General features: G+C 50.7%; 27 protein-coding genes. 25 read left to right on the forward strand and 2 right to left on the reverse strand.

All coding sequences use genetic code 11. The features are described from left to right. Positions 1–229: 229 nt before the first annotated feature. From B9P82_RS21865 to B9P82_RS28530, 8 genes are all read left to right on the forward strand, one after another. Positions 230–1,060 carry an SPFH domain-containing protein gene (locus B9P82_RS21865; RefSeq protein ID WP_101700914.1) on the forward strand — a complete coding sequence of 277 codons (831 nt, stop codon included), beginning with the start codon at positions 230–232 and terminating at the stop codon, positions 1,058–1,060. Between the two features lie 162 nt (positions 1,061–1,222). Next, positions 1,223–1,594 (forward strand): DUF2591 domain-containing protein, encoded by a 372-nt coding sequence (locus tag B9P82_RS21870; RefSeq protein WP_004110046.1) that lies wholly within the window; start codon positions 1,223–1,225, stop codon positions 1,592–1,594. Next, entirely contained in the window at positions 1,578–1,988 is a 411-nt protein-coding gene (locus tag B9P82_RS21875) for a DUF7238 family protein (protein WP_023180918.1), read from the forward strand. The genes B9P82_RS21870 and B9P82_RS21875 overlap by 17 nt, the downstream gene beginning before the upstream one ends. Positions 1,989–2,055: 67 nt before the next feature. Then, a complete protein-coding gene (locus B9P82_RS21880; protein ID WP_061588840.1) occupies positions 2,056–2,331 on the forward strand; it encodes a hypothetical protein in 276 nt (91 codons plus the stop codon). A gap of 40 nt (positions 2,332–2,371) precedes the next feature. Then, positions 2,372–2,551, forward strand: coding sequence for a hypothetical protein (locus tag B9P82_RS21885; RefSeq protein ID WP_022649906.1), 180 nt, complete (start codon positions 2,372–2,374; stop codon positions 2,549–2,551). Next, on the forward strand, positions 2,548–2,883 hold the full coding sequence (locus B9P82_RS21890) for a hypothetical protein (protein WP_101700915.1): 336 nt from the start codon (positions 2,548–2,550) through the stop codon (positions 2,881–2,883). The genes B9P82_RS21885 and B9P82_RS21890 overlap by 4 nt, the downstream gene beginning before the upstream one ends. After that, positions 2,883–3,095, forward strand: a complete 213-nt coding sequence (locus tag B9P82_RS21895; protein WP_006812558.1) for a hypothetical protein — start codon at positions 2,883–2,885, stop codon at positions 3,093–3,095. Before B9P82_RS21890 ends, B9P82_RS21895 begins: the two co-directional genes overlap by 1 nt. A 222-nt stretch (positions 3,096–3,317) precedes the next feature. Then, positions 3,318–3,458, forward strand: a complete 141-nt coding sequence (locus tag B9P82_RS28530) for a hypothetical protein (RefSeq protein ID WP_155404703.1) — start codon at positions 3,318–3,320, stop codon at positions 3,456–3,458. A 166-nt stretch (positions 3,459–3,624) separates the two neighbouring features. On the opposite strand, the gene repA is transcribed toward B9P82_RS28530, so the two are convergent. Further along, entirely contained in the window at positions 3,625–4,689 is a 1,065-nt protein-coding gene (repA, locus tag B9P82_RS21905; RefSeq protein WP_047722236.1) for a replication protein RepA, read from the reverse strand. Between the two features lie 744 nt (positions 4,690–5,433). On the opposite strand from repA, the gene B9P82_RS21910 reads away from it, so the two are divergent. The 17 genes from B9P82_RS21910 (at position 5,434) to B9P82_RS21990 (ending at position 20,565) form a co-directional block, all read left to right on the forward strand. Then, positions 5,434–6,078 carry a hypothetical protein gene (locus B9P82_RS21910; RefSeq protein ID WP_101700916.1) on the forward strand — a complete coding sequence of 215 codons (645 nt, stop codon included), beginning with the start codon at positions 5,434–5,436 and terminating at the stop codon, positions 6,076–6,078. Positions 6,079–6,192: 114 nt separating this feature from the next. Continuing rightward, positions 6,193–6,648: a GNAT family N-acetyltransferase gene (locus B9P82_RS21915; protein ID WP_246842148.1), complete on the forward strand. Its 456-nt coding sequence runs from the start codon at positions 6,193–6,195 to the stop codon at positions 6,646–6,648. A 176-nt stretch (positions 6,649–6,824) separates the two neighbouring features. Continuing rightward, positions 6,825–7,910 carry a metallophosphoesterase family protein gene (locus tag B9P82_RS21920; RefSeq protein ID WP_101700918.1) on the forward strand — a complete coding sequence of 362 codons (1,086 nt, stop codon included), beginning with the start codon at positions 6,825–6,827 and terminating at the stop codon, positions 7,908–7,910. After that, positions 7,907–8,143, forward strand: coding sequence for a hypothetical protein (locus B9P82_RS29480; protein WP_000107766.1), 237 nt, complete (start codon positions 7,907–7,909; stop codon positions 8,141–8,143). Before B9P82_RS21920 ends, B9P82_RS29480 begins: the two co-directional genes overlap by 4 nt. Next, complete coding sequence (locus B9P82_RS21930; protein WP_040110280.1) at positions 8,140–10,056, forward strand: AAA family ATPase; 1,917 nt, start codon at positions 8,140–8,142, stop codon at positions 10,054–10,056. Before B9P82_RS29480 ends, B9P82_RS21930 begins: the two co-directional genes overlap by 4 nt. After that, positions 10,046–10,792 carry a hypothetical protein gene (locus B9P82_RS21935; protein WP_101700919.1) on the forward strand — a complete coding sequence of 249 codons (747 nt, stop codon included), beginning with the start codon at positions 10,046–10,048 and terminating at the stop codon, positions 10,790–10,792. Before B9P82_RS21930 ends, B9P82_RS21935 begins: the two co-directional genes overlap by 11 nt. Further along, entirely contained in the window at positions 10,768–11,544 is a 777-nt protein-coding gene (locus B9P82_RS21940) for a hypothetical protein (protein ID WP_143704279.1), read from the forward strand. The genes B9P82_RS21935 and B9P82_RS21940 overlap by 25 nt, the downstream gene beginning before the upstream one ends. Further along, entirely contained in the window at positions 11,541–12,110 is a 570-nt protein-coding gene (locus B9P82_RS21945; RefSeq protein WP_101700921.1) for a RuvC family protein, read from the forward strand. Before B9P82_RS21940 ends, B9P82_RS21945 begins: the two co-directional genes overlap by 4 nt. Positions 12,111–12,187: 77 nt before the next feature. Beyond that, the gene (nrdA, locus tag B9P82_RS21950; RefSeq protein ID WP_101700922.1) at positions 12,188–14,503 is read left to right on the forward strand and encodes a class 1a ribonucleoside-diphosphate reductase subunit alpha; all 2,316 of its coding nucleotides are present in this window, start codon (positions 12,188–12,190) and stop codon (positions 14,501–14,503) included. 107 nt (positions 14,504–14,610) lie between these two features. Further along, positions 14,611–15,753, forward strand: a complete 1,143-nt coding sequence (gene nrdB, locus B9P82_RS21955) for a class Ia ribonucleoside-diphosphate reductase subunit beta (protein ID WP_040110278.1) — start codon at positions 14,611–14,613, stop codon at positions 15,751–15,753. Between the two features lie 82 nt (positions 15,754–15,835). After that, a complete protein-coding gene (locus tag B9P82_RS21960) occupies positions 15,836–16,705 on the forward strand; it encodes a pyrophosphohydrolase domain-containing protein (RefSeq protein WP_101700923.1) in 870 nt (289 codons plus the stop codon). A 189-nt stretch (positions 16,706–16,894) separates the two neighbouring features. After that, the gene (locus B9P82_RS21965; protein ID WP_168188455.1) at positions 16,895–17,998 is read left to right on the forward strand and encodes a thymidylate synthase; all 1,104 of its coding nucleotides are present in this window, start codon (positions 16,895–16,897) and stop codon (positions 17,996–17,998) included. Positions 17,999–18,017: 19 nt separating this feature from the next. Next, on the forward strand, positions 18,018–18,413 hold the full coding sequence (locus B9P82_RS21970) for an HAD family hydrolase (protein WP_160859100.1): 396 nt from the start codon (positions 18,018–18,020) through the stop codon (positions 18,411–18,413). Continuing rightward, entirely contained in the window at positions 18,410–18,886 is a 477-nt protein-coding gene (gene dfrA51 / locus B9P82_RS21975; RefSeq protein ID WP_101700925.1) for a trimethoprim-resistant dihydrofolate reductase DfrA51, read from the forward strand. Before B9P82_RS21970 ends, dfrA51 begins: the two co-directional genes overlap by 4 nt. Then, entirely contained in the window at positions 18,886–19,530 is a 645-nt protein-coding gene (locus B9P82_RS21980) for an AAA family ATPase (RefSeq protein ID WP_000386471.1), read from the forward strand. Before dfrA51 ends, B9P82_RS21980 begins: the two co-directional genes overlap by 1 nt. A gap of 63 nt (positions 19,531–19,593) precedes the next feature. Continuing rightward, positions 19,594–20,013 carry a hypothetical protein gene (locus B9P82_RS21985; protein ID WP_101700926.1) on the forward strand — a complete coding sequence of 140 codons (420 nt, stop codon included), beginning with the start codon at positions 19,594–19,596 and terminating at the stop codon, positions 20,011–20,013. A 9-nt stretch (positions 20,014–20,022) separates the two neighbouring features. Next, positions 20,023–20,565 carry a 3'-5' exonuclease gene (locus B9P82_RS21990; RefSeq protein WP_101700927.1) on the forward strand — a complete coding sequence of 181 codons (543 nt, stop codon included), beginning with the start codon at positions 20,023–20,025 and terminating at the stop codon, positions 20,563–20,565. A 38-nt stretch (positions 20,566–20,603) separates the two neighbouring features. Here the strand turns inward: B9P82_RS21990 and B9P82_RS21995 are convergent, their stop codons facing one another. Further along, positions 20,604–21,710 carry a YcjF family protein gene (locus B9P82_RS21995; RefSeq protein WP_047722250.1) on the reverse strand — a complete coding sequence of 369 codons (1,107 nt, stop codon included), beginning with the start codon at positions 21,708–21,710 and terminating at the stop codon, positions 20,604–20,606. Positions 21,711–21,918 lie beyond the last annotated feature (208 nt).

Consider the following 21,918-nt stretch of genomic DNA (forward strand, 5'->3'; position numbering starts at 1 on the left):
AAACATCAATACCGACACAAAGTGGACCTGGCAGACTCATTATTACCCATCCTTGCAAATGCGTTATGGAGTACGGACAACTGTTCGGGTTTCAGATGAGTGGCTCAGCATATGCGCCAGTCGCTTAGTCACGGGCTTAAAACCCTTGGAGAAATCAGGCTGCATACGCCGTGCCAAATCTATTCATCGCTATGGTAGCTAAATTTCAAGATACAAGGAGAAGTAAGTAATGAAGAAAGGTTTACTGGCGGTGGCTTTGGCTGCTATTTGCACAATGGGTCTGACCGGCTGCGATCGCGTGGAACCGGGATACGTTGGCATTAAGATAAACAAATTGGGTGAAGACAAAGGTATCGGTGAAGTTGTCGGCGTTGGCCGTCAGTGGACTGGTCTGAATACCGAGCTGTACACCTTCCCCACTTTCAAACAGATGAAAACCTACGATGAGCCGTTCACATTCCAGATGAGCGACGGTACGGCCATCGGCCACAAAATTGGTGTGGCATATCTGGTTAATCGCGACAAAGTAACTACCGTATTCCAGACCTATCGCAAAGGTGTTGATGACATTACCGACACTGATCTGCGCCAGAAGATTGCGGACTCACTGAACCGTCTGGCCAGCCGCATGACTACCGACACGTTCATCGACGGTGGCAAGGCGTTTCTGCTCGACAATGCGCTGAAAGACATTCAGGCAGAAATGTCACCGGTAGGTATTGAGGTTATTAGCCTGTCATGGGTGGGCAAACCAGACTACCCGGACACTGTCATCGAATCTATCAATGCCAAAGTGACCGCGAACCAGAAAACGCTCCAGCGCCAGCAGGAAGTTGAGCAGCGCAAGGCAGAAGCGAACATGCTGCGTGAACAAGCCGAAGGTGAAGCCGACGCTATCCGTAAGCGTGCTCAAGCAGAAGCTGATGCCATCAAGTTGCGCGGTGAAGCATTACGTCAGAACCCGAACGTCATGGAGCTGGAAGCCATCAACAAATGGAATGGCCAGTTGCCTCAGTACATGACTGAAGGGGCGAATACTCCATTTATCGCGTTGAAGTAACAGCCTTTTCAAAGATACGGCGTCCACTTGGACGCCTTTTTTATTTCCGTATTATCACCAACAAGAAAACAAATTGGTTACTAATACGGAATTACCATCCGTAGAAGTACAAAGTGACAACGCCACATAGTTGTTCGGCAACGGATGAGAAGGAGATCGGGAATGAAAAATTACAGCGAGATGACGGACTTTGAGATTAACTGCCTGGTCGCGGAAGCCACCGGCCATCGACCGCTTATCTCACAATATGGCTGGAAAGGCTCACAGGAAGGCGATTACACAGCAGTGGTCGCCATCGGCCCGAACGGAGCCGGAACCTTCGACTGGTGTAACGATCCGGAAGATGCGTGGGACATTATTTACCGACACAGAATCGGTGTAATTCCTGCCAGACAGCCCGGTGAGTGGAGAGCGGCCCACAGAAAGGTGGACAGCTCAACGCCACAACATCTGATCCAGAACCCCAACCCTTTCAGAGCGGCAATGACCGTGTTCCTTTTAATGCAGGAGAAAAAGCGTGAAGAAACTGTATGACGCGGCCAACGCTGCGCTGGATGTAGTGGATACCGAAATTGCCCAAGGCTTCCCGGAGCCAGAATGGGCGACGCAGCTGCGTGAGGCGATTGCAGAGATGAACGCACCGGAACCTTCAGAAGATGAAGCCGACTGGCAGCGTTTCATCAGAATGTACGCGGAAGAGATTGGCCCGACGCCAACCGCTGAACAGGCCATGTTGCTCAAGTACTTCAAGGAAGCTGGAGAGAACCTGCCGGTTGATGATACACCGCACTGGTTTCACGCCGCCTGGCGTAAGTTCGACGTGATCTACACCCGCGGCCTGGGAAACAAAGATATGGTCGTCTGGCATCTGATGCACATTGATAAGGCTGTCGACCGCACGCTGGAGAAGTTCTTTCCTCCAGCCTGAACGCAATGATTGTGCGCCGCATGGCGCACATTAATATAAATAAGTACTTACCAACAAGGAGAAACACATGAAGATTTTGGTTCGCATTTCAGCCAGCACCGACTATGACGTTTACCCGTTATTCATGGTCAAGTGTGATGGGCTGAACGATGAAGAAATTCAAGCGGTAATTGAGCGCAATCTCGTTGATTACACAGGCATGGATGCAGATTCTGTGTATGTCGATGATGACGGTGTTTGTTGGCACAACGGTAGTTGCTGGTACGTCGACGACACGATGCCGGTAAGCGATGAAGACGCGGCTCATCTTGAGCGTATCTTAGGCATCAGTACTTTTGAGTGATATTTACAACAAAAAATATATAAGTTAGTATCTACCTATCATGAAAACTGTATTAGACACTTTATTACTTATTGTCTCGATAGCTTTTGTGCTCGATTGCATCTTCACCGGAGCAATCCGTAAAGCGCTGGCGCCTGTTAATGGCGCGATGATTAATGCGCTGGCCGTAGTGCTGGTATTCGACTCAGCATTCGGCGTTATCAAAGGAGTCGTGGCATGAAGAAACTAGCCCTGGCTCTGGCGCTGCTCTCCCTCCCTGCATACGCGGACACGCACGTCTATGAGTGTGAGATGTCAGTGGCCGAAGTGAAAAACGACGTGATCCGCAATGTCGTCAAAGCCAGCTACGGCGCGATGGTTGTGGACAGCGGCGAACAGTTTTATGTTGTGCGCGATGATCGCGTCCTGTCTTCCCCCTATCTCACCAAACGTAACGGCAAACTGTCTGGCGTGGGTGAAGATAAGTTCGTTTACAACAAATCAGGTGATGTCTACGGCGTTCACGCGAAGAACGCCAGCTACCTTTTCGATGACTGCAAGGAGGTTGGTTGATGGCGGTTACACTGGCAGGTCTGGAAATCGAAAAAACAAGCGGCTACTGGCGTGCCAAAGGGTTTAAGCAACCCGGCGTGCTGGAGCGACTGGAACGTGAGGACGGTGTCATTGTCCACCAGCGTCGCGAATGGCGCATGTACGATCCGGAAACAGGTAAGCTCACGACGAAGGCCGGGACACTCTGGGGTCTGCTGAAGAAAATCCACTGATAACCCTAACCACTGCGGTGAGTAGCCAGCTCACCGCGTGCGTATCCGGCCCATAACCACTGTAGTGAGTAAAACGCCTGCCGTGACATCCGGTATCCACTGTAGTGAGTAAAGTGGCGATTATCGACGTCGCTATCCACTGTAGGGAGTAAACAGGCGTTCATCCGCAGCAAACAACCACTATAGAGAGTGATGGAATGCGTTCTCCAGCGGGTATCCACTATGGAGAGTAAACCTTCACTGTTTTCAGCGGATATCTACTCACTACAGTGGTTAGTAAATACGGCCAACCGATTCTGCTCTCCACAGTGGATAGCCAATAACGACGGGAACAACGATAACCACTATAGAGAGTGGATTTAACAAGATACCCAGTGACCACTAACCTCGCAGCCCTTGTTTCATCTAGGTTTGTAACCACTAACATTTATTTCGTTATTTGAGCGCTACTGCCTACAGTGGTTACTCTTCGGTTGTTGTTACTCACTACAGTGGATAGTGAGCCTTTCTACTCTCTACAGTGGTTGGGCTATTTGCGAGCTTTTGCCTTGCGTAGCTCTTCGAGAATCGCCAGTTCTTCCTTGCTCAACATGACCATCTCACCGTCTTTTTCTTCAGGAACAACATCGATGATGTCCTCCTGATCATCACCAAGCAAGCTATCTTCCTGCTCTTCTGGTTCTTCCGGCGCAGCTTTAGCTGGTGGCAATGCCGGGCGTAACTTCGGCCGCCTATAGTGGATGATGAAGTAGACCGAGCTGCCGCGCTTCACTTCGGTGTAATCGAGATAGCCGATCTCCCGAAGTTGCTCCATCGCCTTCCTGACTGTCGCGTTCTGGGTAATGGTGCGGCTGGTTAAGTTAAGTCTGGCGCGTAAGCGAGCCAACGAGATTGGTGCCGGGTCAGGTGGCAAACTTTCGATGAAGGTGTAGAGCGCCTGCGCGGATTCTTTTCTGGAGAGTTCGTTAATTGCCCGGAGTTGCAGAAGAACCTTTTTGTCGAACTGGTAGAGTTCGAAAATCTTAGGATCAGCCTGCAGCGAGACCGTGTCGTTCTTTGTGCTGTACTTTGCTGTCTGCACAAGGTGCGTCACGTAATACTCATCAGAGCCTTTACTGCGGAATGAGATAGTGTTTGTGGCAATACGAGTTAGAGAACTGTCCAGGCGCTTGCGTAACTTCGCGGACGATCTGGCCGTTGGTATGCCACAGAGCCTGACGAACTCGACGAACGGTAACGTGACGGTGTCGCCAACAACCTTGTGCTTAGCGAACGCGTGGATGATGCCTACCCACGTTTTGAAGTCGTTATCCATATCCAGACGAACGCCGGAGATCCTTATGTCCTCGTACCCTTCGGCTTTGGCCAGAGACAGCTGTTTGAGTTCAGCAGAGGCGTCCATAGAGACCATTTGCCCCTTTCTGCCCCTGGCGGTCGATTTCAGCGTCGGAACGAAGAGACCAAGACGCATCAGAGCAACAGGCTGAACTGTGTTGTTGGTGTTAGGAACTAACGTAACAACTTCACCGGTCTTTTTGTCTGTTTCTGAGAATGCTTCAACGATCGCTATGTTTTTATTGCCGTTTTCGCTCATTCCAAGTGTCTCTTTTTATTCGACCGCTTTGGTGGCCTTTACTGATTACAGTGGATAGTAGCACTCATCGCAGCGGTTATCCTACCGCCTATAGTGGCTTTTCTACTCTCTACAGTGGTTGGTTTACTCTTCATAGTGGCTGATCTTCTCTCTATAGTGGATATCGATCACCTCTAAGGCCATGTGGCACAACGGTTTGCGGGGTGCGGGGATCTTTTTGGGTCTTTGTGGGTCTCTTTGGTTCTCTTTGGGATCTGAATTACTGGATCGGGCCTGTGTATAAAAATCAGGTAATTGCAAAACCAGCCATCACTCCCCTTCTGGGGATAATGTGTGGTCGAAACAAACACGCCTGAACGCAAAACTTCCAACATCTCTATGAATATCAGCCACCTGACGTAGAAAAACAGGCACTGAGTTAGCCAGTTAAGACAATGTCTCCTACTCACTACAGTGGATACCGACCACTCTCCAGAGAGGTTGTTTTGCTCTTCATAGCGGTTATTATGCTCTCTACAGAGGTTACTTTCCTCCCCATAGTGGATAGTAACCCCCTCTCAGGCCAGTAACCGCAACGGCTGGAGACGATCGGGGATCTCTTTTGATCTTCTGTAGGATCTCTCTGGGGATCTAATTATTGGATCGGTCCTGTGAATAATGGGTATAAGTAAAACAGGCATTTGCAAACATCGGTGCGCCTTGTCAGTTATCGTTGCCCCGGACAAAACTATTTGAATAAGAATTATGGATCTCAAACGCACGCGCTGGGTTCGCCGTCTTGAAGATGGCTCCTACACTATTGAATCGAACACTAGCCTGAACAAACAGAAGTTGCTCTGCGACCTGTGTGGCATTGCGTCGAAGTGCCCGATTAACGAAACCCGGCTCAAACTCCACGACGCCGGTGCGCACTTCCACCTGAACAGCTGCATACGTTACGTGCCACTGCTGGCATTTCGTAAACCGATCATCGGATTAGACGCTCCCTACTTCAACACACTCCGCTCTGGTGTAACATGGCGAGACCGGGTCGAACCTGGCAAGCTCGTTTGTCTGGTTGAGGCTGATACTGGAAATATCATCCGGTTCGGGAGAGTCGATAAGGTCTACTCCGGCCCGGTGGATGAGATGCTGCGGAAACATAGCCGGTTTAACCATCTTTGCATGGGTGGGGAGAAGATTGAGAAGGTTGGCGAAGTGATCCGCAAATCCTACGGACACTTCCTGAACGACGACAGCCTTCTCACGGCCATCTACATTCGCCATCTCGATCGGGAGTTCGATACGGAGTATCACAGCGCTGAAGAGTTGAATCTTGTCGACCCTCGCCCAAAAGCTGGGGTAATCGACATCAGCGTAGCGCGTCAGAAGCCCCCTGAGACGTTTTAAACGTAAACTCATGGTTTTACCGGGGCATAAAATATGGTGTCTTAGAAAGACACTGAGAGCTTTAGGGATTAATACATGAGTGAATTTTATTCAAGGGCAGCAACTGTGGCAGACATGCCATTTATCATGGGTGAGTTTGAAGACGGCGCGCGTAAAGGTCACTTCTACGAAGAAATCCTCACGTCTAAGGGCTGTAAAACCTTTGAGAAGCAGACCAGGCTGGCAATCAAGACGAACGAGCAGGGTCAATACTCGGGGCATTTTATCTACATCCTGCTGCGCCGTTCTGATGACAAAAAAGTCGGGCTAATCTGGTTCTGTGCCGCACTCGATCCAACCAGTGCACCACGACTTGAACTCCGTGCCGTCAGTATCGTCAAAGAGCTGCGCGGGAAAGGCTATGGGTCAATGCTGGTGTCCGACATGATCGATTCAAACCCGAGCCAGCCGATGATGGCGAAGTGCTACGTCAAATCCTCGCAAATGGCCGACATGCTAAAACGCAGAGGTTTTCACCTTTTCGACACGTCCCCCAAAGGCACGCAGATGCTGTTTCGCGATCCGAAGTAATAAACACCCCATACGGTTTAGATATTGTCACCACCATAAAAATAAGTAGGTATTTACTTATATATTTTGTCATAATCATGTGCCTGTAGATTTTATTCTGTGCCGTGTTGTCTGGGTTTTTCGCCTCTCAAGCACGCTTAATATCTGTATCAAAATAACCACAAAGGAAAAGACACATGACATTGCCATACGGGGTGATATCAGATCCCCATTATCATCGTTGGGATGCTTTTGCGACAACAAACGCTGACGGGCTGAACTCTCGACTGGAGATCCAACTGGACGCCACGAAAGAAGCTGCCAAAGCCATGAAAGCTGCGGGCTGCAAGCACATGCTGGTGGCTGGTGATACTTTCCATGTTCGTGGTGCTATATCGCCTTCCGTCCTGCATTTCGTGACCGAAACTTACGAGTGGATCATCAAAGAGTTGGGCCTCGAAGTGATCATGCTGGCCGGCAACCACGACCTCGAAACCAACGATTCCGTATACAGCGCCAATGCAGCGGCCTCTCTGCGCTCAATCGGTGTGGAAATCGTCTGCGGCAAACGCCCTCACTCCATCAAAATGGGCGACGTTACCGTCCACCTGATTAGCTGGCGCAATAACCACGCAGAGCTTATCAGCGACCTCAAAACACTGCGTTCCGGGCTGGATGGCGACAACCACGATGTCGTTGTGCATACCTCGATCAACAAAGCGATCCCCACCATGCCTGATGTCGGCATCGACGCACAGGAACTGAAAGATATCGGCTTCCGTTTGTTGCTGTCCGGACACTACCACAACCACAAAGAAGTGCTGCCTGGAGTGGTTAGCATCGGGGCGCTGACGCACCAGAATTGGGGCGATGTTGGCTCGCTGGCTGGCTTCATGATCGTCAACCCTGACGGCACATTCACCCACCACGAAACCTCCGCACCCAAGTTCGTCAACCTTGAGGACGATGTGGAAGACGACCAAATTCGCGGTAACTACGTGCGCTTCCGTGCCGTTGTTGAGAGCGATGAAGAAGGCATCAAACTCCAGAACGTCCTGAAAACAATGGGCGCGAAGGGTGTCGTCTGCAACTTCATCCGCAAGGCATCGATGATGGAAGGCACTGCCAGTACTGCGGAGACCAGCAAAATAGACAGCCTGGGCGAGTCCGTCGCGGCGTACTGCAAGATCGTTCACGACACTGACGGCGGCTTCGACCTGAGCAAGCTGGACATGCTGTGTCAGGAGATCCTGACCGAAGCGGAGAGTGCGGAGGCAATGTGAGTACGAGCCATTCTGGGAGCTTTCGGGACTTCATCTCCACGATGAAAAGACTTGAACGAGGCCAGACGGTGATGTTCCACAAGCCCTACCCACCCAACGGAAACCCTGTGGCGTTTTATCTGGGAAGACTGAGCAAACAAGGCGTACTGAAACGCCGATCTTTCCCAGCCCACACGGAGTTTCAACTGCGAAAAGGCCAGCATTTGAATCAAAAAGTTAGAGGCATTGTATGAAATTTCTAAAGCTCCAGGTTGAGAACTTCATGGCGTTAGCCAGCGCCGAAGTTGAGTTAGACCAACGCGGTCTGGTGCTCATTCAGGGTGTTAACAGTGGCGACTCTTCCGCTGCCAGCAATGGCGCGGGCAAATCGACTTTGATGAACAGCCTGATGTGGTGTCTGTATGGCGAAACTGCGCATGGCGTCAAAGGTGACGACGTGCTCTCTACAGGCCACGAGAAAAACTGTCGCGTGATGGTGACTGTTGAGGATGAAGGAAAGCGTTACGCCATCATTCGCCACCGCAAACACAAAGAGTTCAAGAACCGGCTGATCGTCCGTGGCGAAGACGGTGACATGACCAAAGGCAAAGACACACTGACGCAGGAGTTCGTTGAACGCCTGATTGGTGCATCGAAAGAGGTGTTCATGGCGTCCATCTACGCCAGTCAGGAAGCAATGCCAGATCTGCCTGGTATGTCCGATAAGAACCTCAAAACAATCGTTGAAGAAGCCGCTGGCGTCGACCGGTTAACGCGAGCCTATGCCATTGCTCGAGAGCGTGCTAATGCAGCAGCCGCACGAATGGACGTTACCAAATCCAAAATGGACGCCTGTCTCACGCTTATCGAGACCGCGCAGTCAGAGATTGAGGCGGCCAAAGCGTCCTCTGATAGTTGGGAGCGCGATCGCGGCGAACGTCTGGACAAGGCCCGCGTCGATTTGGCTGGCGCGGAGGTAACGCTGTCCGAAGTCGTGATGGAAATTCGCTCGCTGCCGGAACAGATCCGGGATACGGAAAACGCGATTGCTGGCGAACGCAGCAAGCTGGCCTCCAAAGAAGAGCATGACGCCAAACTGCTGAAGGTGCGCGGTGCGATTACGGAGATCCGCTCAAGCATCCGCACTTCAGAAGCGGCACAGAACGAGTCGATGAACCGTGCTCGCTCGTTTAAAACCAAAGCAGAAGAGGTCAGCACAAAGGTCGGAGCACCTTGTGTTACGTGCGGAAAGCCCTACTGCGAAGAAGATTTGTCCACCGTGAAGGAGAGTTTCATTGAACAAGCGCGTAATGAGATCGGCCAGGCGCAGGCATCAGCAGCGGCAGTGGCTCAACACAAAGCTCGTCTTGAGAAAGCGCTCGGCATCGAGTCTGCACTGGTCGCAGCCACACCCGACGTCTCAGAAATCATCGCCAGAATCGAACGTCTGACCAATGAGTTAAGTGCATTACGCCATCGCGAACGTGAGGTCGCGGCCGTCGAAGCGATGGTGGCGCGGGCGCGTACTGACGTGAATCGCATCATGGCAGAGGTAAACCCATTTCTGGCTGTCATTAAGCGCCATGAAGACAACCTGGCTGCCAATAAATCTAATCATGCAGTACTTAAAAAAGAGTTAAAAAGCATTCAGGAACAGGCTCTGTTGCTGGAGAAAGCTCGCCAGGTTTACTCCCCAGCTGGCGTGCGTTCACACATCCTGACTTCTGTTACGCCTTTCCTGAACATCAGGACTGCGGAGTATCTCAACACGCTGTCGGACGGCAATATCGTTGCCGAATGGTCGACAATGGAGACAACGAAGAAAGGCGAGTATCGCGACAAATTCAATATCAGCGTGACCAAAACAGGTTCCAGCAAATCCTTCCAGACGTTGTCTGGTGGTGAGAAGCGTAAGGTACGCATTGCGTGCTCTCTTGCCTTGCAGGATCTGGTTGCCAGTCGTGCCAGTAAGAATATCGAGCTGTTTATCGGGGATGAAATTGACGACGCGCTCGACACTGCCGGTCTGGAGCGTCTCATGGGGATTCTGGAAGCCAAAGCGCGTGAACGCGGCACAGTGATGATCATTTCCCACAAAGAGATGAAATCGTGGTTCCGGGAAACCATCACAGTCGAAGTCAAAGAGGGTCGCAGCTATGTCGTTTAACTTGAGCCGCACGCAGTTTTTGCAGATGTTTGCCGTGATGCAGTCTATAAAGCTGATAAACCACCATACGGCAAAAGCAGCTGCGCCTGCACTTTTGTGGAAAAACGAAAACATCAATGACGACCAGTTCTCGGTATTAACCAGTCTGTTGTCATCGACTCCGTTGATGCCGAGTTTGTCTATGCTGCCGTCAGGAAGCACTGCGCCGATCCTTATTAATCCATTTACGGAAGGTGGATATCTCCCACATTCTGGGCCGGGGTTCGTTGTGATTCCTGAAACCGGAACGCTGAACATCCAAGAAAATGCGCTCTTCAATGCGATGGAGACGCACATCAGCACCGCATTCACTAATCTGATTCGACACGCTAACGCACGCGCGGATCACGTTGCAATGCCGGGTGCTGCTTTCGCCAGCTTCTCTGTTGACTATGATCGGCACGCGCCAATCTCAAAGCGGGCGAAACTTTGCTTTTACGAGGAGGGATGTGAAGTAGCGGTTATTGAAGTTCTTCTCCCCCATGTATTCAGCGCGAATGAAACGGCTGCACGCCATCTGATCGACATCATGCGACATTTCATCGGCCAGAGCATGATTGATGCAGATATTGCTGCAGGCGTTCTAACCAACGATAGCATTCACGTTGTTAGCGACATTCCGAAGCCGCCAACTCGCGAGCCGGAAAAGACACTTGAACAGAAACTAATGGAATGCCCAGCCTGGGCTACGTGGTAAGGAGACCAAAGATGAGAGGAAGAGCGACAAAATTAAGAAAAGATGCGAAACCTATCAATCCCGACGATTTCGACGGAAATTTCATTAGAGAGTTGGAGCCAATATTTGATTCAAGGGGGCGTAAGCGCCGAATTGTTGAGCTTGAATGCTTTATCTGTGGCCATCGATTCTCTGCAAACCTTGAGAACGCGAAGCGAGTCAGACAGAAGACCTGCTCAAACAAATGTGCCGGAATATATCGCCAGAACGCAGAATATAAAGTCATGGAAAACCCTCTGTACTGGACTTGGGCAAGTATGAAGGCGCGTTGTAACAATCCAAATCGGGCAAGATACGAAAATTATGGTGGACGGGGAATATCTTACGCCACCGAGTTCGAAGATTTTGATAATTTTTACAGGTATGTTTCCGTACTTGAGGGCTATCCGTTTTCCGATACGGAGAGAGTTGTAGAGGGGGTTACGCTTGATCGCATCGACTCCAGCAAGGGATATGAACCAGGGAATCTGAGGTGGGCTGACAAGCACGTCCAGAGTGCAAATAAACAAGGGAAAGTGGATGGTAGTACGTCGAAGTTTACTGGCGTTCATTACTGCAAAACGAACAAGGTTTGGGTTGCTAGAGTTGTGTGGAAAGGAGAGTGTGTCTTCTTGTATCAATGTCACGATGAATTGGAGGCTTACTTAGCGCGTAAGCGATTTATCGAAGAGCACAATCTACCGCATTTTGTTGAAATGGAGGTCACAGAGTGAAAAAAGTAATCAAAGTTGCAGGTCTCGATCCATCTCTGTCAAATTTTGGCGTTGCCATCGGAGAAATAGAACTGGATTCAGGTGTATTGCAGGTCAATAAGTTGCATCTCATTGAGACGAAAGCTGGTGATACGAAAAAGCAAGTTCGCGTTAACAGTGACGATATGCGGCGGTTGAACGAGATTTGGCGTGGTATTAAGCCACTGATTGACCAAGTTCATTTAGTGTTCTGTGAACTGCCAGTAGGCAGTCAATCTGCTAGAGCGATGGTTTCTTATGGTGGTTGTCTTGGCGTACTGGCGTGCGTGGATAAGCCACTGATACAGGTCACGCCAAACGAGATTAAGCACTATGTCGGGAATAAGCTGACCACGTCGAAGGAAGAGATCATTCAGTGGGCTACGCATAAGCAGCCAAACGCCCCGTGGCTGCGCCGGAAGCAATCTGGTAAGGAAGTACTGGTGAATAAAAACGAGCACCTTGCGGACGCTGTCGCGTCGATTTACACCGGTATGCAAACTGATCAATTCCGTCAGGTTCGCGATGTTCTTGCAGGAATTTTATAAGTCGGTAATTGATAGGTAAGTGCTTATCTATTAACATGAGGCCACTATATTTAGTGGCCTTTTTTATTGGGTGATACATGATAAGCATCGTAAAACGTAACGGTTCCACAGAGCCGTTGTCAGAGGAAAAATACAACCGCGTTGTGATGTGGGGAGTCGAAAACATTCGCAACGTTAGCGCGTCTGCTGTCGCTATGGGCGCCGCTGCCAGCATTTTCGACGGAATGACCACCTGCCAGCTGCATGAAGCGCTGGTGAAGTCCGCTGCCGATCTGATCTCTCCGGAAACCCCGAACTACTCGCAGGTTGCCGCGCGACTGAGCCTGTTCAAGATCCGCAAGGACGCCTTCGGGCAGTATGACTACCCGAATTTCTACAATCACATCGTCAGTAACGTCAGCCGTGGCGTTTACGATGAAGACCTTCTCAAGTACTACTCTCAGGAAGAAATTGCCGAGCTGGGCGTGTACATCAAGCCTAAGCGCGACGAATACTTCGGCTATGCCGCAACCGTGCAGCTGGCGAGCAAGTATCTCGTTCAAAACCGTGTAACTGGCGCTATCTACGAAGGGCCACAGCAACTCTACATGCTGGTAGGCATGTGCCTGTTCCAGAATTGGGAAGATGGCTGCGCCGGTAAGACGCGTCTGGAGATGGTTAAAGGCTTCTACGATGTGACCAGTACATTCAAGCTGTCTCTGCCAACGCCAATTATGGCCGGCGTGCGCACCCCTACTCGCCAGTTCTCCAGCTGCGTGCTGATTGAAGCTGCTGATAGTCTGAAAGGGATTAGCGCTGCGTCTTCCGCAATCATCGACTACGTGTCACGTCGCGCGGGCATTGGTATTGGCTTTGGGCGTCTGCGTGCGCTGGGAAGTGAGATCCGCAATGGCGAGGCCACCCACACTGGCGTTATTCCATTCCTGAAACACTTCCAGACGGCGGTGAAATCCTGCTCTCAGGGCGGTGTTCGCGGCGGCGCTGCTACAGCGTTCTATCCGATCTGGCACTTGGAAGTAGAAAGCCTGCTGGTGCTGAAAAACAACCGTGGCATTGAAGAGAACCGCGTTCGTCATCTCGACTATGGCGTGATGATTAACCGTCTGATGTATCGCCGCCTGGTGCGCAACGAAAACATTACGCTGTTCAGCCCACACGATGTGCCGGGCCTGTACGACGCGTTCTTTGTTGATCAGGACAAGTTCGAAGAGCTGTACCTGAAGTACGAAGCCGACGAGAGCATCCGTAAGAAATCTATCCCGGCCGTCGACCTGTTCTCTACTCTGATGCAGGAGCGTGCCTCTACTGGTCGTGTTTACATTGCCAACGTCGACCACATGAACGATCACGGCGCATTCGTTCCGGAAATTGCACCGGTACACCAGTCCAATCTCTGCATGGAGATCACGCTACCGACCAAGCCACTGGCGTTCACTGACGATCCGAACGGGGAAATCGCGCTTTGCACCCTGTCTGCGTTCAATCTGGGCGCTATCCGCACGCTGGACTCACTGAAAGACGTGGCGTTCTACGCTGTGGCGGCACTGGACTCTCTGCTCGACTATCAGGACTACCCGATGGCTGCTGCAGAAATCCCGGCTAAAGCACGTCGTAGCCTGGGCATTGGCGTAACCAACTTTGCCTACTATCTGGCGAAGAACGGCTTTAACTACTCTGACACTGCGGGCAACCAGCTGGTGCATGAGACCTTCGAAGCCATTCAGTACTACCTGCTCGATGCGAGCTGCCGACTGGCCGAAGCGAAAGGTGCATGTGACCGGTTCTCCCACACCAAATATGCACAGGGCCAGCTGCCAGTCGACCACTATCGCAAAACGCTGGATACCAACCCGGAGACCTCTTTCGAGCTGAAAATGCCGTGGGAAGAGCTGCGTGGCCGTATCCGTGAGCATGGTCTGCGTAACTCCACTCTGACCGCTCAAATGCCGTGCGAGACGTCCAGTCAGATCACCAACTCCACCAATGGTATTGAGCCGCCCCGCGGCCCGGTGTCCGTGAAGTCTTCCAAAGACGGCATCGTGAAGATGGTCGTTCCGGACTTCGCGCAACTGAAAGACCAGTACGAGTACCTGTGGGATATGCCGGACAACCGCGGCTATCTGACTAAGGTGGCCATCATTCAGAAGTTCTTCGATCAGGCCATCTCTGCGAACACCAACTACGACCCGACTCGCTTCCCTGGCGACAAGGTTCCAATGATGAAGCTGCTGGAAGATCTGCTGTTTGCGTATCAGCAAGGTGTGAAGACGCTTTATTACCACAACACGCGTGATGGCGCTGGTAAGCGTGATGACGACGATCAGGTGTCAGAACCTTCCGCTGCGGAGGTTGTTGAGCCAGAAGATGAGTGTGATGGCGCGTGCAAAATCTGATGAGCGTGGGGAGAAACCCCCACCTTTTCATTGAGTTGAGCACCTTGTTTAAACCAATAAGATAACAATTTGTTTAAAGCCACTCGATAACATTCAGAGGGAAACACATGACTTATTCTACTTTCCGTTTGGGCGCTAACGACGCAACGAAGGAACCTATGTTCCTCGGCCAGTCTGTCAACGTAGCACGCTACGATCAGCAAAAGTACCGTGACTTCGAAAAGCTGATTGAGAAACAACTCTCGTTCTTCTGGCGCCCTGAAGAAGTCGACATTACCACTGACCGCATCGACTTCAATACCAAGCTGCAAGAGCACGAACGCCATATTTTTCTGAGCAACCTGCGTTACCAGACGCTGTTGGATTCCGTTCAGGGTCGCAGTCCAAACGCAACACTGCTGCCGCTGATCTCCATTCCTGAGCTGGAGACATGGGTCGAGACCTGGTCGTTCTCTGAGACGATTCACAGCCGCAGCTACACGCACATTATCCGCGGTATGGTGGATGACCCGAGCATCGTTTTCGACGGTATCGTCACGGACGAAGAGATCATCAGCCGGGCTGTAAGCATCTCAAGCGAATATGACAGACTGTACGAAATGACCTGCGCTCGCCAGCATCTTGGCGAAGACGAATTTGAACGGCTGTATGTCAGCGAGTTTGATGGCAAGCCCTACCCTCTCCAGCGCCAGCTGTTCCGAACACTGGTGTCGGTGAATGCACTGGAGGCGATTCGCTTCTACGTGAGCTTTGCGTGTACGTTCGCCTTTGGTGAGCGGAAGCTGCTGGAGGGCAACACGAAGATCATGCGCTTTATCGCGCGCGACGAGGCTCTGCATTGCGAAGGTACTGAACGCATGATCCGCTTTATGCGTACCGGTCGTGAAGGTCTGATGTGGAAGATGATTGCCGCAGAAGAAGAGAGCTTCATCTATCAGACCATGATGGACGTGGCCGGGCAGGAAATGCGCTGGGCTGACTATCTGTTTAAAGACGGCTCAATGATTGGCTTGAATGCCGACATCCTCAAAAGCTATGTGAAATACCGCACCAACCTGGCAATGCGTCGTCTTGGGCTGCGACCGCTGTTCCCGGAAATCAAAGACGATCCACTGGTATGGATGAACAAATGGCTGCTGTCAGACACCCTGCAGATCGCTCCGCAGGAAGCTGAACAAAGCAACTACCTCGTCGGCCAGATTGACTCCGCCGTCGATCGCACCGGCCTGAGCCAGTTCGCAGACCTTTAAGCCGAGTTTAACCACTTTGTGACCTGGCGCTGCTGGGTCACAATTGACGCATCAAATGAAGTCCAAAGGAAAGAAAGAAGACATGAAATTTACGAAACTGACCGATCATCTGAAACTTGCCGCAGACAAACTCGTGGGATTTAAGCCAGAGCCTTACGAGTTGAATCCTGGTTTTGGCAAGGCAACGGAAAGCATCTACTTGATGGTTGACCAGTTCCACACACTGTTTCAGCACCCACGCCGTGCCATTCCAGATCCGGCATTACTGCGTCTGCGTGCCAAGCTGATCCACGAAGAAGCTGTTACCGAGGGCATCCCGGCAGCCAAAAATGGGGATATGACGGCGCTGCTGGACGCGATGGCGGACTTCCTTTACGTGGGCGTCGGCACAATGGTGGCCATCAAAGGCGGCATCTCTACGGGCATGAGTTACTACACCCAAGAGCAGAGTGTTGATCGCTTCATCCACACCATCATGGTTCCGGGCAACACGGTCTTTGACGATATGGCCATCCCGTTTGAAGAAGCAAAAGAAGCTGCATTAATGCTGAATGCGCTGGCTGACAAACTCGAAGCGAAGCCGATAAGCGATTCCGAATTGGTGCAGGAGCTGCGCCGCGTGATGAACAAAATCTACGTAGCCTGCATGATGACCTACCGCCTGGCTGATTTTCTCGGTATCGATATTGTTGAGCTGGTGGCAGAAATCCACCGTTCCAACATGACCAAGCTGTGGCCGGCTGACGCCGAAGAGCGTCGTGTGGCGGTAGAGAATTGCAAATACGACAAGGAAGACCTGGGCTTCCGCCATGCTGAAGGGACTGACATGATGATTGGCTTCAGAATTTCTGATGGCAAGATCTTCAAATCCCCAACCTACAGCGATGTGGATCTGACTCGCTTTGTTGAGAAGGTGAAATCCTCATCTCTTTACGAGATGGTAAAAAAATAATTGTAAGTATCTACTTATCATTATATATTGCCTGGGCGTGTTTTATTGTCCAAGTTCTTAATTGCTCATTGCAATGGTGGCCTAAGAGCCACCATTTTTTTCACTCCCCTCCTAGCCTTACACACTTCTGACAGATAAACTTGTATAAAATAATGTGTATGTACTTACTTATCTTGTGTGAGGTTGATTTTGTCTATCCTACTGAATCGAGACTTTACGAACGGTCAGTTTGCCAGTGGTTCGTATGCCAAAGTGGTTGAAACGGTGCTCAACACTGGCGTTCACGCGGGTGATCGCACCGGAACCGGCACAAAAAGCGTTTCATATGTCCCTTCCTACTACATGCTGACGGGCGGCTCTGTTCCACTTATCTCCGGAAAAGCCGTCAACCTGAAGCCGTTACTGGTTGAGCTGGAGTGGTATCTTAAAGGAACGGGCAACATCCAGTTCCTGAAAGACAATGGCGTCAAAATCTGGGATGCCTGGGCCGATGAAAATGGCGATTTAGGCCCGGTCTATGGCAAGCAATGGCGTCGGTGGGAAGACACCCGCATCGTGAGCCATAGCGAGTATTTGAGCAAAATCGACACGTTCCGTGAGCGCGGATACAAGGTCGAGGGGTATCTGGGCGTAAGTGAAGATCGCGTTGTGTTGTCCCGTGAAATCGACCAGCTACAGCGTATCGTCGACACGCTTCGCACCAACCCTACAGATCGTCGCATCCTGCTGAATGCCTGGAATGTTGGCGAACTGGAAGACATGAAGCTGCCGCCATGCCATTTCGTGTTTTCACTGTGGAGTCGCGAGCTGGACTTTGAGACCCGACTGACGATGGCCACCGACATTGGCATTCAGCACAACCGCCACGGCCACGAGTCCATTTACACCCAGATGCTGTGTCTTCTGGAAAGAGATGGCGGCATTACTGAGAACATGCTGGACGAGCTGGGCATCCCGAAACGCATTCTGAACTCATGCCTGGTGCAGCGCAGCGTCGATACCTTTGTTGGTATGCCGTTCAACATCGCCGGTTACGGCATTCTCACCCACTTCCTCGCGAAGATCACCGGCCACATGGCTGGCGCATTCGTGCATTTTGGCTTTGACGTTCATCTCTACGACAACCACATGGAAGGCGTTGAGGAACTGATGAAGCGCGAGCCGCCCAAAGAGTCCGACCCGGTTGTCATCTTCCCGCATGAATGGGCCGAACTGGACGACTTCAAATGGGAAGGCGTGCAGGTGTGCGGCTACGCCCCTCTTCCGTGGATCAAGGTTCCAGTGGCGGTGTGATATGGCCAGAGGGATGTATGTGTTGTGTGAAATTGAAGGTGTGCTGGCGAGAGCCAGCCATCGCAAAGCAGTGTCTGATGCGGATGCAGGCGCTCTCATTGCCGGTGATGAACTCATCTTTCCCACCAGCCGCATGTTGCGTGGTTTTGCTCGCTCCGGTGCTGAAGTGGTGCTTATCAGCAGTCGTCCGGAAGCGCTCGAAGGCCCAACCAAACGCTGGCTGAAGGACTTCGGCATTGATTATGACTGGCTCCACCTGGTTCCGCGCGGTGTCAGTTTTGAAACCCATATCAAGCGCACGCTGGCAGAGCACAAAGGCGACTTACTTATCGCCGCACTGGTTCATGATCCGCGTCTGCGTTCTGCGCTGGCAGATTCTCACCAGCGACCAACCATCTATGAGGTAAGCCAATGAAGATGATTACAGCTGTCGGCCGCAACTATGAAATCGGCATTGGCAACGAACTTCCCTGGCGTTGCCCGACCGATCTGAAACTGTTCAAACAACTCACCAAAAACGCCACTGTCGTGATGGGACGTAAGACGATGGAAAGTCTCAAGCGCCCGCTGCCAGAGCGCCATAACCTCGTTTTGACGCGCTCTCGTGGCTATATCCCCAATGGGTTCTACCCCGCTGGCATCGATGACGTTTTGAGACTACCAGATCCGGTCTGGGTGATTGGTGGCGGGCAGATTTACTCGCTCTTTATGCCACACGTAGAAGAGATCTGGCTGTCGCATATTGGCGTGGATGTGCCGGGCGCGGATGCGTTCTTCCCGGCGCCAATGATGCGTTCTTTAGGGTTCGTACCAGTCGAAACGGCTTATACCCAACGTGCAAATGAGGATGAGCCTGGCTTTTTGCAGATCGTATACAGAAGGTCGTAATGGATTACCGGATTGGAATCACTGGCGCACAGGGCAGTGGAAAAACAACCCTGGCAAGGTACATCGATGCGCATTATGGCATTCCGTATGTGGATGCCGGCGTTGGCAAGCTGATGAGCAGTCTGGGGGTGAAGGTTGGCGAGCGTTTGCCCCTTTACGAACGTCTTCAGGTTCAGATGGAGATTGCCAGACACATCGAGATGATCACCCGCGGCGTTGAAGGTTTTGTTATCGACCGCACGCCAGCCGATGTCATGGCTTATACGCTTGACCTGGTCGGCCAGACCAACGAAGACCGCTGCATCGAGCTGGCTCTCGACATTGAGCAGTTTTGCCACAAAGCGGCCATTTCCAACTTCAATGCTATCGCAGGTCTTCGCCCGGGCGTTGAGCTTTCCAGCAAAGATCTCGCGCGTCCCCAGCGAGGATCGCTTGACCGTCTCTATGTTGCTCGCATCGATGCACTTATGTGCGGTGAGCTGACGAAAATCAACACACTTCCCCAAACCGGCGATCTGCAGGTGTTCGTTATCTCAGAAAAGTGCCGCACGGTTGAAGCGCGAGCCAGATCGGTATTGCGAGTGCTGGACAGAGCCGCCGAAAACATCGAGCGCCGTATAACAGGACGAGTGACCTTCCACTGAATGTTGCTCCCCTGTTGGGCAGTGTGACAATAAGACACGCGAAATGAATCGAGGAAAAACAGAATGATAGACGAACTTCCCCTCTCGGATGAATTAGATCGTAAAGCGATTGAAGCACTGATCCGCATTGCTGACGAGCAATCCCGCTCTTTGATGAGTGAACGTGAAGCACGTCTGGCTATCCGCGCAGTGTTTGAGTCCGTTCAAGGGCTTGTTGGGGAAGAGGTTGGCGAAGCCATCAATGTGGCGATGTCGCAGTTCAATGGCGGCACCAAGCGCCCTCTGTTTCCTATGCACCTCAAACTCTCAGGCGGTACGGTTCTGTTCGTATCCGTTTGCCTGGAGACCAACCAAATCCAGATCCTCAACACATCAACGGGCGAATGGCGCGAGCCGGTCGTCTGCAAAAGTGGCGAGGACGCACTGAAAAAGGCTGCTCAGTTTGTGCGTGGCGCACTGCTGAAAGGCGCGAAGAAGCTGTAAGGAGTACCAATGACCACGATTGTCGGTGGCGTCGATATTGAGTCCACAGGGCTGGACTTCACATCCGGCCACAAAATTATCGAAATCGCGATAACCCGTTATGAACTGGAAACCCAAAAGCACATCGACAGCCTTGAGATGCGCTTCAACCCGCGTCGCAGTATCGATCCGAAGGCGCAGGCGGTGCATGGCATTTCACTGGAAAATCTGGCGACGGAACCGCTACTGGCTGACCACGCAGGCAAGATTGCTGCGTACATGGGCGCATGTAGCGCGTTAGTCGCCCATAACGGAGAGGCTTTTGACCTTCCGTTCATTCGCCACGAGTTCGGCAGTTATGGGGTGAAATTGCCAGATATCCCCCTCGTAGACACTATGTTAGATGGGTTGTGGGCTACCGAAGATGGGAAGCGTCCACGCCTAGAAGAACTGGCGTTCTCATTAGGGTTCACATACGACTTGGAGAAAGCCCACAGTGCTCTCTACGATACTGAGCTGATGATGCAATGTTTTTTCAAAGCTCGGGAAAAATATGGTTTTTTCGATTTTTAATTTAATGAACGGTGCAATAAATTGCACCGTTTAACTTTTTAGAATGAAACTTTTGCCTTCAGTAACTTGGCTGCCATTTCAAAATCAATTTCTCCGGTTTTAGACTCTGTTGCGAGCTTGTACAGAACCAGAACGTATGTATCGCCTAGAACTTTTGTGATTGCACTTGCCGTTGTTGCAGATATTGCCCCTCCAACGAGGCTTCCTACACCAGGTATCATCTTTAATAGCCCTGTGACAATTGTTCGTCCTACAAAAACTGCACCACCAGCACCTATTAAAGACGTTACCATTGTTGTTAATGCCGCTTTAGATACATCCATTCCAAAGGTGTAACTGATTTTTGCAATCATTGCGACTTGAATTGGCACTAAGGTAAATGCATCTGAAAATGGGACTGGGGTTGCTGCGGCCGCAGCTGCGAGGGCTGTTGCGGCAATAACTTCTTTACTGGCTTGTTCTTTTTTTATATCCAATGCTTTCTTATTTTTAATTGAAAGAGCATTGGAAAATGCCTTTTTTTGTGCTTCTGGAATAACCTCATACGATGTTTGGATTAAATCATCTATGCCTCTAACCTTTCTTTTCCCTATGATCTCATCTGGTTCATCTTCATCATAAATCGTTTCTTCAATCGCACGAGTCAGACATACGGAATGGCTATAGTTTTTAAATGCACCCTCAACCTCTTTCGCAAATTCATTATTTGTGAAATTGTTTGTTTTTGTTAGTACCACTATGACTGGTATTCCTTTATTTATCAGGAATTTAGCAATATCTAATTCAGCGTTTTCATAACGTTGACCAGTGTCATTAATACATAGCCAAGCGAGATGGACATAATTCTCTGATTTTTCACTATTGTTATTTTCATTTATATAGTTTTCAATTTTTAATCTTGTTTTATCATAATCCGCAACTTCAAGTCCCTGAGTATCAATGATTTGTAATGGGACGCCTTCTTTCTTAATTACTTTTATATTTTCTGTTACAGGGCGCCCTACTCCAGTTCTCGCAAAGTCTCCACGAAATACACTATTAATGAGAGAACTTTTCCCTACACCAGTCTTTCCTATCACGATGATGTTAGCAACGGGCATATCTTTGACTGCATCGTTCAAAATGGCATTTACATCAATGTTCACATTAATCACTCCTTTAGCAGAAGCCTCTTATCATAGCTGCTGCTTTTACATTTGGAAAAACATATGAGATTTGTATGAAAAAAATCTTCAAAAGCGTGAGCTAAATCTCCTGTAATAACCTGAATTTATTTGTTTTTTGCCTGATAGGTTTTGCCAGAATACGCTCAACCAAAACGCGGAAACGCACCAACGAAAACATAAGGAGTTA

Origin of the sequence: Citrobacter sp. L55 (assembly GCF_002850715.1) — a bacterium.
In the GTDB taxonomy this organism is placed as follows: domain Bacteria; phylum Pseudomonadota; class Gammaproteobacteria; order Enterobacterales; family Enterobacteriaceae; genus Citrobacter; species Citrobacter braakii.